Raw genomic sequence first — 12,605 nt, 5'->3', positions numbered from 1 at the left:
CGGTCGCAGCGACCGCGGGGGCACCCGTGTATGCGCCACCGGGTCAGCCGCGCCGCACCCGCCGGGCCACCAGATAGCCACCGGCGCCGACCAGCGCCGCAGCGCCGGCCGACAGCAGGCCCACCGGAGCGCCGTTGCCCGTCTCCGCCAGGTCGCCACCGGCGCCCTGAGCGGACGGCGACGACGACACCGCCGGGGACGGCGAACCGGACGAGGACGACGGCGCACCCGGCTCCGAGCCGGACGAGGACGACGGCGACGCCGAGGCCGAGGCGCCCGGCACCGGAGCGGACGGCGACGCGGCCCCGGACGGCGCGCCCGCGCCCCCCGCGGAGTCCGCGCAGTCCGTCCAGAACACCTTGTGCTTCGCCGCGCCCTTCTCGCCCTCGAAGTTCCAGAACAGCTTGTAGTGGCCGTCCGGCAGGGACAGGTCCTGCGTACGGCCGTGGCCGCCCGCGTCCAGCGAGAGCGCACCGGACTTCACCGTCGCGCCCTTCACGGACGCCGTCGGGGCCCAGGACTCGATGTGCCAGTCGACCCGCTGGACGCCGTCGAAGCCGAAGGCGTCCAGGTAGAACGTGCACACGTGCGGCTCGTTGCGGCGCGGCTCCTCGCCGGTCCGGGCATCGTGGATCTTGACGGTGCCGTTGTCGCCGGGAGCGGCGGCGTGAGCGGCGGCGGGGACGGCGAACAGAGCAGCCGAGGCGACGGCGGTCAGTACGCCGACGCGAAGGGGGGTGGGCATAGGGCAGTCCATCTACGCGACAGGGACGGGACGGTGTGGAGGGGGCGGTTCAGCTTCCGGCCCGGCCCGGCGCCCGGTCAATCACGAACGCACAACACACAGGGCTCCTACAACTGTGAAGAACGCCCCGCCCCGGTCACAGCGACACGAACGCCACCGTCAGCAGCGCCGCGCCGGCCCCGGCCAGCACCCATGCCGCCCGGGTCGACCGCAGCCCGCCCGCCACCACGACCGACGCCAGCAGCAGCGCCCCGCCGAACGGCACCCAGGCGTACAGCACGCCCGCCGGACCCGACCGCACCACCTCGGCCGACCCCGGCTTCACGACCACGTCGTACGTCCGCCCCTCGCGCACCGCTACCGTCCGCGCGATGTCCACGCGGCGTGCCTCGGCGCCGGCGGAGGTGGGCGTGAACGGACCGGTGCAGACATCCCCCGAGCAGTGCGCGACCCGGATCGTGCCCTGCTCACGTCCCTTGGTCAGCATCACGTGCTGCGCGGTTCCCCAGGACCCCCACACCCCGGCGAACAGGATCAGCGCGGTGACGGCGCCCATCGCCGCGACCCGCCCGAACCGCAGCGCGGTCACGGAGGCCTGGCGGGCAGTGGTGGCTGAGGCAGGCATGGCGGGGATCATTGGCCATACCCCTACTGCCGGTCAACTCCGGTGGGGGCCAAGAGCGGACAAGTCACGAGTTGTAGGCGCTCTGCGCCCGTTCGAGCCCCTCCGTCACCAGGCACTCCACCGCATCCGCCGCCCGGTCGACGAAGTAGTCCAGCTCCTTGCGCTCCGACGAGGAGAAGTCCTTCAGCACGAAGTCCGCCACCTGCATCCGCCCGGGCGGCCGGCCGATCCCGAACCGCACCCGGTGGTAGTCGGCGCCCATCGCCTTCGTCATCGACTTCAGGCCGTTGTGGCCGTTGTCCCCGCCGCCCAGCTTCAGCCGCAGCACCCCGTAGTCGATGTCCAGTTCGTCGTGCACCGCGAGGACGTTCGCCGGCGGAACCTTGTAGAAGTCCCGCAGCGCGTTCACCGGGCCACCCGACAGATTCATGAACGACATCGGCTTGGCGAGGATCACCCGGCGGCTCGCCGGTCCCACCGGACCGATCCGGCCCTCCAGTACCTGCGCCTGCGCCTTGCCCGCCCGCTTGAACCTCCCCCCGATCCGCCCGGCGAGCAGGTCCACCACCATGAAACCGACGTTGTGCCGGTTCATGGCGTACTCCGGCCCGGGATTGCCGAGCCCCACGATCAGCCAGGGGGCACCTGCGGGAGTGCTCACGTCCATGTCTCCTTGATACGCGCCAGCCGCCGTCCCCCTCGGGGAACAGCGGCTGACGAAACGACGACTACGAGGATCAGGCCTCGGCGACCTCTTCGGCGCCCTCGGTCTCCTCGCCCTCCGGGGCCTCCTCGGCCTGCGCGGCCAGGACCTGCAGGACGACCGCGTCCTCCTCGACGGCGAGGGACACGCCGGACGGCAGGGCGATGTCCTTGGCGTGGACGGAGGCACCGGCCTCCAGGCCCTCGACGGAGACCGTGACGACCTCGGGGATGTGCGTGGCCTCGGCCTCGACCGGCAGCGCGTTCAGCACGTGCTCGAGCAGGTTGCCACCGGGGGCCAGCTCACCCTCGGCCTGCACCGGGACCTCGACCGTGACCTTCTCGCCGCGCTTGACCAGCAGCAGGTCGACGTGCTCGAGGAAGCCCTTGAGCGGGTCGCGCTGCACGGACTTCGGGATCGCCAGCTCGTTGGTCTTGCCGTCGATGTCCAGCGAGATCAGGACGTTCGGCGTACGCAGCGCCAGCAGCAGCTCGTGGCCCGGGAGGGTCAGGTGCAGCGGCTCGGAGCCGTGACCGTAGAGGACACCGGGAACCTTGTCGTCACGACGGATACGACGGGCGGCACCCTTGCCGAACTCGGTGCGCGTCGCGGCGGTGAGCTTCACCTCGGACATGTTGATCACTCCTCGGAAACAGAGACGGACGTGGTCACCCGGCCACGAACGGCCTGCTACGAAGAGCGCGTCGATAACGGATCGCCGAACCCCGTCAGAACGGGAACGGCCTCCCTCGCCGAGCAACTGCAGCAGTCTACTCGGCGGGGGAGGCCGCATCCAAAAGGATCTTCCGCAGCCCGCCGGGGCGGACCGCGGAAACCTCACTGCTCGTCGAAGAGGCTGGTCACCGACCCGTCCTCGAAGACCTCACGCACCGCACTCGCGATCGTCGGAGCGATCGACAGAACCTTGATCTTGTCCAGGTCCCCGGCCAGCTCACCCGGCGTCGGCAGCGTGTTCGTGAACACGAACTCACTCACCCGCGAGTTCTTCAGCCGGTCCGCCGCCGGACCCGACAGCACACCGTGCGTCGCCGTCACGATGACGTCCTCCGCACCGTGGGCGAACAGCGCGTCCGCCGCCGCGCAGATCGTGCCACCGGTGTCGATCATGTCGTCCACCAGGACGCAGATGCGGCCCCGCACGTCACCGACGACCTCGTGCACCGTCACCTGGTTGGCGACGTCCTTGTCCCGCCGCTTGTGCACGATGGCGAGCGGCGCTCCCAGCCGGTCGCACCAGCGGTCCGCCACCCGCACCCGGCCGGCGTCCGGCGACACGACCGTCAGCTTCTCCCGGTCCACCTTGCCGCCCACGTAGTCGGCCAGCAGCGGCAGCGCGAACAGGTGGTCCACCGGACCGTCGAAGAAGCCCTGGATCTGGTCCGTGTGCAGATCCACGGTCAGGATCCGGTCCGCGCCCGCGGTCTTCATCAGATCCGCGATCAGACGCGCCGAGATCGGTTCACGGCCCCGGTGCTTCTTGTCCTGGCGCGCGTAACCGTAGAACGGCACGATCACGGTGATGGAGCGGGCCGACGCGCGCTTCAGCGCGTCGATCATGATGAGCTGCTCCATGATCCACTTGTTGATCGGCGCCGTGTGGCTCTGGATCAGGAAGCAGTCGGCGCCACGGGCCGACTCCTGGTAGCGCACGTAGATCTCGCCGTTGGCGAAGTCGAAGGCCTTCGTCGGGACAACCCCGACACCCAGCTGCTGGGCGACCTCCTCGGCAAGCTCGGGGTGGGCGCGGCCGGAGAAGAACATCATCTTCTTCTCGCCGGTCGTCTTGATCCCGGTCACAGCACAGTCTCCTCAGAGGTCTCTAAAAGCCAGCCGGCTGCCCAGGCCACCACTCGGCTGGGCGCGAGAGGCCGAATCGGCTGGTAGGGGTGCGGTCGTCCACTTATCACGGTACGCCGTGTTCGGCGCACCCGTTTCCCGTCAGTCCTCGTCAGGACCCTGCCGGGACGCCGCCTCGGCCGCCTTCGCGGACGCGCTCCCGGGACGCTTGCGAGCCACCCAACCCTCGATATTCCGCTGCTGACCACGGGCCACGGCCAGCGAACCGGGCGGCACGTCCTTCGTGATCACGGACCCGGCGGCGGTGTAGGCGCCGTCCCCGACCGTGACAGGAGCCACAAACATGTTGTCCGACCCCGTCTTGCAGTGCGACCCGACGGTCGTGTGGTGCTTGCTCTCGCCGTCGTAGTTCACGAAGACGCTCGCCGCACCGATGTTCGAGAAATCGCCGATCGTCGCGTCCCCGACGTACGACAGGTGCGGGACCTTCGTCCCCTCGCCGATCGACGAGTTCTTCGTCTCCACGTACGTACCGATCTTGGCCTTCGCGCCGAGGCGCGTACCGGGCCGCAGATAGGCGAACGGCCCCACGGACGCCCCCGCGCCGATCCGCGCGCCGTCCGACACCGTGTTGTCCACCCGCGCCCCCGCGCCCACCCGGGTGTCGCTCAGCCGGCTGTTGGGACCCACCTCGGCACCCTCGCCGATCAGCGTCGCACCCGACAGCTGCGTGTTCGGGTGCACCACCGAGTCCCGCTCGAACGTCACCGTCACGTCCACCCACGTCGACGCCGGGTCCACGACCGTCACACCGTCCAGCATCGCCCGCGTCAGCAGACGGTCGTTCAGGATGCGGCGCGCCTGGGCGAGCTGCACGCGGTTGTTGATCCCCGCGATCTCCCGGTGGTCACCGGCCACCGACGCGCCGACCCGGTGCCCCGCCGCGCGCAGGATCCCGAGCACGTCCGTCAGGTACTCCTCGCCCTGGCTGTTGTCCGTCCGCACCTTCCTCAGCGCGTCCGCCAGCAGCCGCCCGTCGAACGCGAACACCCCGCTGTTGATCTCCCGGATCGACCGCTGGGCCTCCGAGGCGTCCTTGTGCTCCACGATCGCCGTCACCGCACCCGACGCCTCGTCGCGCACGATCCGGCCGTAACCGGTGGCGTCCGGGACCTCCGCGGTCAGCACCGTCACCGCGTTGCCGTCGGCGGCGTGGGTGTCGGCGAGCCGCCGCAGTGTGTCCGAGGTCAGCAGCGGGGTGTCCCCGCACACCACGACCACGGTCCCGTCGACCGGTCCGCCGAGTTCCTCCAGGCCCATCCGCACCGCGTGCCCGGTGCCGTTCTGCTGCTCCTGCACGGCCGTGCGGACACCGGGGTCGATCCCGCCCAGGTGCGCCGTGACCTGCTCGCGCGCGTGCCCGACGACGACGACCAGGTTCGCCGGATCCAACTCGCGGGCGGCGGCCAGCACATGGCCCACGAGGGAACGGCCGCAGATCTGGTGCAGGACCTTCGGTGTGGCCGACTTCATACGGGTGCCCTCACCCGCTGCGAGAACGACGACGGCTGCCGGGCGAATGGCGCTCACGGGGTTGCCCTTCGGCTCTGGATGGGTGGGGGTGACAGCCGCAGGATACCGGGGCGGGTGGTGGCGGATATGAGTGCGGGCCCCGACGGTACTGTCAGGGCCCGAACCGGGGCAGCTCCGCCAGCTGGATTCGAACCAGCACTACAGGGCTTCAAAGGCCCGCGGGCTACCAGTTACCCCATGGCGGATGGCTGCCTCAGACCATACCCGAGGAGGGCGGTGCCGTGATCCCGGAGACACCGTTCACGATGCCCCTCCACCAGCCGTCGATACGGCGGTACAGCTCCGCTCCCTGCAGAACGCCGATCACAAGACAGCCCCGGTAGTCCTCACCCACGTTCTTGCGGACGGTCCTCGGGTTGTGCTTCTCGATGGTGTGAATGTGCCGCGGGCATACCGTCCGGGCGGAATGATCGGGTCCGGGTTTGAACGGCTGAGGTTCAGTCGTTCGAGGGATTGCTGGGGGTTCAGGTGTCATTCGATTGCGGAGTGTGGTCTGTGGTGGTAGGCGAAAGTCACCGGAAATGGCACGGCCGCCGCCCGTAGGCTGGGGGCATGACCACGACGGGGGAAGAGCGCACCAGGGCCCTGACCGGCCCGTGGTGGTGGGCCAGGTGGCGCAGCGCGGTGCTCGACGGGAGCCTCGCGCTGGTGTCGTCGGTGGAGTGCGGCGCGGAGGGCATCCCCTTCGCCCGGGACGCGGGTGTCCCCGTGTCCGTGGGGATCGTGTTCGGGTTGATCGCCGGCTCGGTGCTGCTGGTGCGCAGGAAGTGGCCGATCGCCGTGGTGCTGGTCGCGATCGCGATCACGCCGGCCCAGATGGGTTTCCTGATGGGCATCGTCGGGCTGTACACGCTGGCGGCGTGCGAGCTGCCGCGGCGGATCATCGTGGCGCTGGCGGGGATGTCGCTGGTGGGCACGATGATCGTGACGTTCGTTCGGGTGCGGCAGGACATGGCGCGGGGCGATCTGACGCTGGGCGACTGGTTCGTGCCGTTCGCCTCGATCGCGACGTCGCTGGGGCTGACGGCTCCGCCGGTACTGCTCGGTCTGTACGTGGGCGCGCGGCGCCGGTTGATGGAGAGCCTGCGGGAGCGGGCGGACTCGCTGGAGCGGGAGCTCCAGTTGCTCGCGGAGCGGGCGGAGGAGCGGGCCGAGTGGGCGCGCAACGAGGAGCGGACGCGGATCGCCCGGGAGATGCACGACGTGGTCGCGCACCGGGTGAGTCTGATGGTGGTGCACGCGGCGGCGCTGCAGGCGGTGGCGCGGAAGGACCCGGACAAGGCGGTGCGGAACGCCGCGCTGGTGGGGGACATGGGGCGGCAGGCGCTGACCGAGCTGCGGGAGATGCTCGGGGTGCTGCGGGCCGGGGAGGACGCGGGCCGGCGGGCGGCGGTGGTGCCGCGGGCGGCGGTGGGGGTGGCCGTGGTGCGGGCGGCCGCGGGTACGGCCGAGGAGGAGGGGCCGTGTCTGTCGGAGCTGGAGGAACTGGTGGGGCAGTCGGCCGCGGCGGGGATGGTGGTCGATCTGTCGGTGGAGGGGGAGGTGCGGTCGTACGCGGCGGAGGTGGAGCAGACGGCGTACCGGGTGGTGCAGGAGGCGCTGACGAACGTGCACAAGCACGCGGGCGGCGCGAAGACGTATGTGCGGCTCGCGCACCGGGGCGGGGAGATCGCGATGCAGGTGGAGAACGGGCCGCCGCCGGAGCCCGGGTCCGCGTCCGCGGCGGGGCTGCCGTCGGGTGGCAACGGCCTGGTGGGGATGCGGGAGCGGGTGCTGGCGCTGGGCGGGGTGTTCGTGTCGGGGCCGACGGACGTGGGGGGATTCCGGGTGTCGGCGGTGATTCCGGCCGTGATCCCGGCGGTGTGAGGGCCGCCGTCCCCGGCCGGGCCGGGTGCCCGGGTGCCGGGTGGTGTCAGGCCGTGGTGAGGCGGGCGGGCTCGGCACCGGCGACGAGGGTCGACAGGGCCTGGTCGATGTCGGCGCCGAGGTACCAGTCGCCGGTGTGGTCGAGTGCGTAGACGCGGCCTTCGGCGTCGATGGCGAGGAGGGCGGAGGTGTCGGTCTCCTCGCCGAGGGGGCTGACCTCGGTGCCGAGGGCGCGGCCGAGGTCGCCGAGGGTGCGGGCGAGGTGGAGGCCGTGCAGGGGGTCGAGGTGCAGGGTCGCGGGGGCGACCTGGCGGCCGGGGCCGGTGGGCGCGATGCGCAGTCCGCCGAACTCGGCCCAGGCCTCGACGGCCGCGGGGAAGACGGTGTGCTGGTGCCCGGCGGGAGAGGCGTGCTCGCGCAGGGTGTCGGCCCAGAACTCCGCCTGCCGTATGTCCCAGCGCCCGGGCTGCCAGCCGGCGGAGCGCAGGGCGGCGTCGACGGGGACGGGGAAGCGGGTGGTGGAGGTGCGGTCGGGGTGCATCTGCCCTTCGATCGTCGTGCGTGCTGTGCGGGTGGCGCCGGGCGGTCCGGTGGTTCCCGCCGTGCGGGCGGTGCCGGACGGTGCCGGGCGTTCTGGTGGTCCTCGTCGTGCGGGCGGTGCCGGACGGTGCCGGGCGTTCTGGTGGTCCTCGTCGTGCGGGCGGTGCCGGACGGTGCCGGGCGTTCTGGTGGTCCTCGTCGTGCGGGCCCCGGGGGTTCAGCCCTCGGAGCCGGGGTCGACGACGCGGACACCGAAGTGGGCGCTCAGCGCGGTGCAGGCGCGGCAGAGGGCGGCGAAGTTCCCGTGCAGGGGGTCGCCGTCCTCGCGTATGCGGCGGGTGGTGAGTTTGGCCTGCTTGAGGACCTTGCGGGCTTCGCCGTTGGTCATGGGCTTGCGGGCGGCGCGCCTGCTGCGGGCGGCGTCGGCGGCGGTGATGTGCCGGGAGATGAGGATGGTCTCGGCGCAGCGGCCGGTGAAGCGGTCGCGCTGGGCGCTGGTGAGGGTGTCGAGGAAGTCCTGCACGAGGGGGTGCAGGACCGGGGGCCGGTCGCCGCGGGCGGCGGTGCCGGTGAGGGTGGTGCCGCGCACGGAGAGGGCCGCGGCGATGGTGGGGAGGATGCCGTCACGGCGGTGGTGGAGGGTGGGGGCGAGGAGTATGCGGGTGTCGCTCCAGCCGATGCGCGGGTCGCCGGACCGCACCTCGGTACCTCCGGTCTGCGTCGCGTTCATGTGCGTTTTCCCTCCCCGGGAGTGCCCCCGAAGGACACAGAGTGCCAAATGCCATGGCTGGTGCGGAAGCTGGGGCGGCGCGACACGCCCGGGTCGGGTGGCGCCGTCACGTTGGGGTGACGGCTGGTCACGGAAGTGGGGGCGGGATGCGGCGGGGCGGGGCGGCGGGCCGGTGACCGGTGTGTGCGTACCGCTTAGGCTGTCGGCATCCGCGATCGACACCGCCGTTCAGGCCAGAGAGAACGCCTCAGGGGGCAACCGCCATGACGACAGGTCGGCTCGGGCTGGGGGCACCGCCCAGCCGCCAGGCCGGGGGACAAGCCGTGCCGCCGAACGCGGCCTACGCCGGGCAGGTCGTGCACTTCCCGGATCCGGTCCGGGCGGCACGTCACCCGAGAGGGGTACGGGTCGATGAGCATGGTTACCCGGACTTCTCGGCGTACGCGCGCGCGGCGGCGGAGATCGCCGATCCGCCGGAGGGTTTCGGGGTCGACGAGCTGCGCCTGACGGACTACGTGTCGGCGAACGCGGCGTTGGCCGCGACGGGGCACGAGTTGTGGGACACGGTGCCGGACGTGGCGACGCCGCACGGCTGGACGTGGCATCACGTGGTGGGTACGCGGCGGCTGGAGCTGGTTCCGGTCGAGGTGAAGGCGCTGCTGCGGCACCACGGCGGGGTGGCCACGGCCCGGGTGGACCACGCGAAGCGTGGTACGCGGCCGTTGCAGGAGACGCGTCCGGCGCACTTCGGGCTGCCGAAGTCGGGTGTGGCGGTGACGGAGTCGCAGGTGCAGGGCGTCGAGGAGGACCTGGGGTACCGCCTGCCGGGCGCGTACCGGTCGTTCCTCAAGGCGGCGGGCGGCAGCGCGCCGGTGGGCGCGGCGCTGGACGCCGAGCTGGGGCTGCTGCTGGACCAGCCGTTCTTCACGGTCCGGGACGAGGCGGCGGTCAACGACCTGGTGTACGTCAACAAGTGTCTGCGCGACCACCTGACGAAGGACTACCTGGGCGTCGGTTTCGTGCAGGGCGGCCTGCTCGCGGTGAAGGTGCGCGGCGAGCGGGTCGGTTCGGTGTGGTTCTGCGCGTCCGACGACGCGCGGGACGTGGACCCGTCGTGGTCGCCCGCGGAGCGGGTGGAGCGGCTGCTGCTGCCGTGCGGTGACGACTTCGACGCGTTCCTGTCCCGGCTGGCGGGCAACCCGCCGGAGTTGGAGACGGTGGCGAGCCTGATGGTGGACGGCGGTTTCGCGCGTGCCGTCCCGGTGTCTTCCGTGCCGGTGGGGGAGTGAGCTGCGAGCGATGGTGACCTTTGCGCAGGCGCAGGAGCGCGCCGAGGAGTGGATCAACGGTGACGTGCCCGCGTACCAGCATCGTGAGGTGCGGGTGCGGGAGTTCGAGCTGGGCTTCGTGGTGTGGGGCGAGGACCGTGCCGAGGGGCCGCGTTCGGACGCGGGCGGGCAGCGCCTCGTCATCGCCCGGGACAGCGGTGAGGCGACGTTGTGGCCGGCGCTGCCGGTGGGCGAGGTGATCCGCCGGTACGAGGAGGAGTACGGGCGGGTCGACGAGGTGCGCGACGCGGTGCCGGCGCAGGCTCCGGCCCGGGTGGATCTGAATCAGACGTCGTTCCTGCTGAGCCCGCCGGAGTGGCTGCAGGAGGCGGCGGACAAGCTGGGTATCCCGGATCGCCGGTCGGGGGAGTCGTCGCGGACCGCGGCCGCGGCGGCGGATTCGGGCGCGGGCGAAGCCGGTTCGGCCGCGGCCGGCGGGGCGCTCGCCGAGACGCAGGCCGGGGTGCCGGCCGCGGAACCCTCGGACGCGGTGCCGGGCACGCCGGCCGGTTCCGGGAGCGGCGCCTCGTGGCCGGCCGCCGGTGCGGGTGCCACGCCGGGCGCGGGGATGCCCGGTGCGCCGCGGACGCCCGCCGGGGCCACGCCGTGGGCGGGTACGGACACCAACGCGGATTCCGGCGAGGACCGTTCGGTGCCGTTGCCGGCGACCGTGTTCGCGCCGCCGCTGAGCGCACCGGACGACGAGGGGCCGCGGCCGCCCGCCGCCACCCCGGACGCCAAGACGGCGCTGATGTCCGGGGGCAGCGCGCTGCCGCCCACCGCGGTGGCGCCGGCGCTGGGCTCGCCGGGCGGGCAGGGGGCGCCGGACGCCCCGCCGGGTGCGCCCGGTACCCCGCCCGGCGCGCCGGGCGGTCCGCAACGGCCGCTGCCGCCGCACGCCGGGGACATCGCGGACGCGGCGACCAGCAAGGCGGCGCCGCCGCGCAAGCCGCAGGCCGGACCGGGCATCCCGCCTCCGCCGCCGGGTGCTCCGGGCGTGCCCGGCGCGCGTCCGGGCGCTGCGCCCGCGCCCGGTGCCCCCGGCGCGGGCGGGTATGTGCCCACGCAGTTCGTGTCGGCGCTCGGCCCCGAGGGTCCCGCCGCCCCGGGTGCCCCGCAGCCGCCCGGTGCGCCGGATGTTCCCGGGGGTACGCCGCCGGGCGACGCCCCCCACGCGGCCACGGTGCCGGCCACCCCGGGCATGCCGATTCCTCCCGCTCCCGGCGCCCCCCAGCCCGGTGCGCCTGGTGCGCCCGGTGGAGGGCGTGGTGCGGTGCACCACGCGGAGACCGTGCTGGCGGCCCCGCCCGCGGGTGGCCCGGGAGCGCCGCCGCCTCCGCCGCCGCCCGTGGCCGGTCCGCCCGGCACGCCGCCGGGTGTCCCGGGCGTTCCGGGCCGGACGGGCGTACCGCAGCCGATGCCGCCGGGTGGCATGCCTTCGGGCGCGGTGCCGCCGCCGGGCGGCCCGCTGCCCGGGCAGCCTCCGGCGTACGGCTATCCGCAGCAGGGGCAGCCGACGGTGGGCCCGGGCTATCAGGCGGTGCTGCGCTACCGCGCGCAGGACGGTTCCGAGCAGCAGTTGATCCGGCGTTCCGCGCCGGGCACGCCGCATCCGGAGTGGCAGATCTTCCATGAGCTGCGGGCGATGAACGTGCCGCCGGACCAGGTGCTGGAGCTGCACACGGAGCTGGAGTCGTGCGAGCTGCCGGGGGCGTACTGCGCGCGGATGATCCGGGAGCAGTGGCCGCAGGCGCGGATCACGAGCATCGCGCCGTACGGCACGGACCACGCGAGCCGGCAGCAGGGCATGCAGCAGTTGCTGGCCCACCAGGGTGAGCTGCACCAGGTCGCCGACGGTCCGGCCCGGCCGGCGCCGGTGCGGGCGCCGCTGCCGCCGGTGCAGCCGGCGCCGCCGGTCCCGCCCGAGGGCGTCGCCCAGGAGCTGGCGGCGGTGTTCGGTCCGGGGGTCTTCCGGTTCGAGCAGCAGGCGGTGTCGCGGCAGGGCGTGCCGCCGGTGGTGGCCCACACGCTGGTGGTGGCCGGTCTGCCGCTGGACCTGGGTCCCTTCTTCTGGGCGCAGGCCCAGCCGGGCCGCCCGGTGCCTACGCTGGCGGAGCTGGCGGCGGAGCGCGGGGTGCAGCCGGCTCCGGACGCGGGGTCGTACCTGGTGATGGGTACGGACTTCGGCCGGGCGGTCTGTGTGCAGTACGGGACGGCGAACATCGTGGCCGTTCCGGTGGAGGCCGGGCCCGGTGGCGCTCCGGTGCCGCCGCAGTTCGTGAACACGGGCCTGCCGGAGTTCACGCGGTGCCTGGCGCTGCTGGGGCGGATGTGGCGGCTTCGGCACGGGCTGAACCAGGAGCAGGCGGGCCGCTGGACGGTCGACTTCCAGGCGCAGTTGGCCGCTCTGGACCCGGCGGCGCTGGGGTCGCCGGAGAGCTGGTGGTCGGTGCTGCTGGAGCAGATGTGGGACGGGCTGCTGTAGCCCGCGCCCGCTGAGGCCCGTCCCCCTCGTGCCCTCCACGCGTGTGCGTGGAGGGCACGAGTGTTTTCGCGCGCGCCGCCGCGTGAGATTTCGACCGTGACACATCTGCGGAGTGTCGCTTTATGCACACTTACGTCCGGTCTAGCAGGATATGCGCGAAATCATTATGTCG

At 72.9% G+C, this 12,605-nt stretch carries 11 protein-coding genes, 1 tRNA gene and 1 pseudogene; 3 read left to right on the top strand and 10 right to left on the bottom strand.

Annotated features, from left to right (window positions below; translation table 11 throughout):
- Nucleotides 1-43: 43 nt before the first annotated feature.
- The 8 genes and pseudogenes from MXD57_RS01480 to MXD57_RS01445 form a co-directional block, all read right to left on the bottom strand.
- On the bottom strand, nt 44-745 hold the full coding sequence (locus MXD57_RS01480; RefSeq protein WP_250399396.1) for a hypothetical protein: 702 nt from the start codon (nt 743-745) through the stop codon (nt 44-46).
- Nucleotides 746-881: 136 nt separating this feature from the next.
- Nucleotides 882-1,382, bottom strand: coding sequence for a hypothetical protein (locus MXD57_RS01475; RefSeq protein ID WP_250399395.1), 501 nt, complete (start codon nt 1,380-1,382; stop codon nt 882-884).
- Nucleotides 1,383-1,434: 52 nt separating this feature from the next.
- Entirely contained in the window at nt 1,435-2,037 is a 603-nt protein-coding gene (gene pth / locus MXD57_RS01470; protein WP_250399394.1) for an aminoacyl-tRNA hydrolase, read from the bottom strand.
- 70 nt (nt 2,038-2,107) lie between these two features.
- Nucleotides 2,108-2,707 carry a 50S ribosomal protein L25/general stress protein Ctc gene (locus tag MXD57_RS01465; protein ID WP_250399393.1) on the bottom strand — a complete coding sequence of 200 codons (600 nt, stop codon included), beginning with the start codon at nt 2,705-2,707 and terminating at the stop codon, nt 2,108-2,110.
- Between the two features lie 203 nt (nt 2,708-2,910).
- Nucleotides 2,911-3,891 (bottom strand): ribose-phosphate diphosphokinase, encoded by a 981-nt coding sequence (locus MXD57_RS01460; RefSeq protein WP_250399392.1) that lies wholly within the window; start codon nt 3,889-3,891, stop codon nt 2,911-2,913.
- Between the two features lie 141 nt (nt 3,892-4,032).
- On the bottom strand, nt 4,033-5,481 hold the full coding sequence (glmU, locus tag MXD57_RS01455; protein WP_250399391.1) for a bifunctional UDP-N-acetylglucosamine diphosphorylase/glucosamine-1-phosphate N-acetyltransferase GlmU: 1,449 nt from the start codon (nt 5,479-5,481) through the stop codon (nt 4,033-4,035).
- 115 nt (nt 5,482-5,596) lie between these two features.
- Nucleotides 5,597-5,669 (bottom strand) — tRNA-Gln (locus tag MXD57_RS01450).
- Nucleotides 5,670-5,677: 8 nt separating this feature from the next.
- Nucleotides 5,678-5,857, bottom strand: a pseudogene (locus tag MXD57_RS01445) (hypothetical protein); the annotation flags it as partial.
- A gap of 179 nt (nt 5,858-6,036) precedes the next feature.
- Between MXD57_RS01445 and MXD57_RS01440 the strand changes: the two are divergent.
- Nucleotides 6,037-7,350 carry a sensor histidine kinase gene (locus tag MXD57_RS01440; protein ID WP_250399390.1) on the top strand — a complete coding sequence of 438 codons (1,314 nt, stop codon included), beginning with the start codon at nt 6,037-6,039 and terminating at the stop codon, nt 7,348-7,350.
- A 46-nt stretch (nt 7,351-7,396) separates the two neighbouring features.
- On the opposite strand, the gene MXD57_RS01435 is transcribed toward MXD57_RS01440, so the two are convergent.
- On the bottom strand, nt 7,397-7,891 hold the full coding sequence (locus tag MXD57_RS01435; RefSeq protein ID WP_250399389.1) for an SUKH-3 domain-containing protein: 495 nt from the start codon (nt 7,889-7,891) through the stop codon (nt 7,397-7,399).
- A gap of 216 nt (nt 7,892-8,107) precedes the next feature.
- The gene (locus MXD57_RS01430; protein ID WP_250399388.1) at nt 8,108-8,620 is read right to left on the bottom strand and encodes a YwqJ-related putative deaminase; all 513 of its coding nucleotides are present in this window, start codon (nt 8,618-8,620) and stop codon (nt 8,108-8,110) included.
- 263 nt (nt 8,621-8,883) lie between these two features.
- Between MXD57_RS01430 and MXD57_RS01425 the strand changes: the two genes are divergently transcribed.
- Nucleotides 8,884-9,909 carry an SMI1/KNR4 family protein gene (locus MXD57_RS01425; protein WP_250399387.1) on the top strand — a complete coding sequence of 342 codons (1,026 nt, stop codon included), beginning with the start codon at nt 8,884-8,886 and terminating at the stop codon, nt 9,907-9,909.
- Between the two features lie 10 nt (nt 9,910-9,919).
- Entirely contained in the window at nt 9,920-12,433 is a 2,514-nt protein-coding gene (locus tag MXD57_RS01420; protein WP_250399386.1) for an SUKH-4 family immunity protein, read from the top strand.
- Nucleotides 12,434-12,605 lie beyond the last annotated feature (172 nt).

This window comes from Streptomyces cellostaticus (assembly GCF_023630175.1).
Classification (GTDB): Bacteria; Actinomycetota; Actinomycetes; order Streptomycetales; family Streptomycetaceae; genus Streptomyces; species Streptomyces cellostaticus_A.
The sequence above is the reverse complement of the archived record's forward strand: the minus strand, read 5'-3'. Positions and strand labels throughout refer to the sequence as shown.

Excerpts from the sequence above, each read along its gene's own strand:
- MXD57_RS01480 (WP_250399396.1), bottom strand. The coding sequence starts at position 745 with ATGCCCACCCCCCTTCGCGTCGGCGTACTGACCGCCGTCGCCTCGGCT.
- MXD57_RS01475 (WP_250399395.1), bottom strand. The coding sequence starts at position 1,382 with ATGATCCCCGCCATGCCTGCCTCAGCCACCACTGCCCGCCAGGCCTCC.
- pth (WP_250399394.1), bottom strand. The coding sequence starts at position 2,037 with ATGGACGTGAGCACTCCCGCAGGTGCCCCCTGGCTGATCGTGGGGCTC.
- MXD57_RS01465 (WP_250399393.1), bottom strand. The coding sequence starts at position 2,707 with ATGTCCGAGGTGAAGCTCACCGCCGCGACGCGCACCGAGTTCGGCAAG.
- MXD57_RS01440 (WP_250399390.1), top strand. The coding sequence starts at position 6,037 with ATGACCACGACGGGGGAAGAGCGCACCAGGGCCCTGACCGGCCCGTGG.
- MXD57_RS01435 (WP_250399389.1), bottom strand. The coding sequence starts at position 7,891 with ATGCACCCCGACCGCACCTCCACCACCCGCTTCCCCGTCCCCGTCGAC.
- MXD57_RS01430 (WP_250399388.1), bottom strand. The coding sequence starts at position 8,620 with ATGAACGCGACGCAGACCGGAGGTACCGAGGTGCGGTCCGGCGACCCG.
- MXD57_RS01425 (WP_250399387.1), top strand. The coding sequence starts at position 8,884 with ATGACGACAGGTCGGCTCGGGCTGGGGGCACCGCCCAGCCGCCAGGCC.
- MXD57_RS01420 (WP_250399386.1), top strand. The coding sequence starts at position 9,920 with ATGGTGACCTTTGCGCAGGCGCAGGAGCGCGCCGAGGAGTGGATCAAC.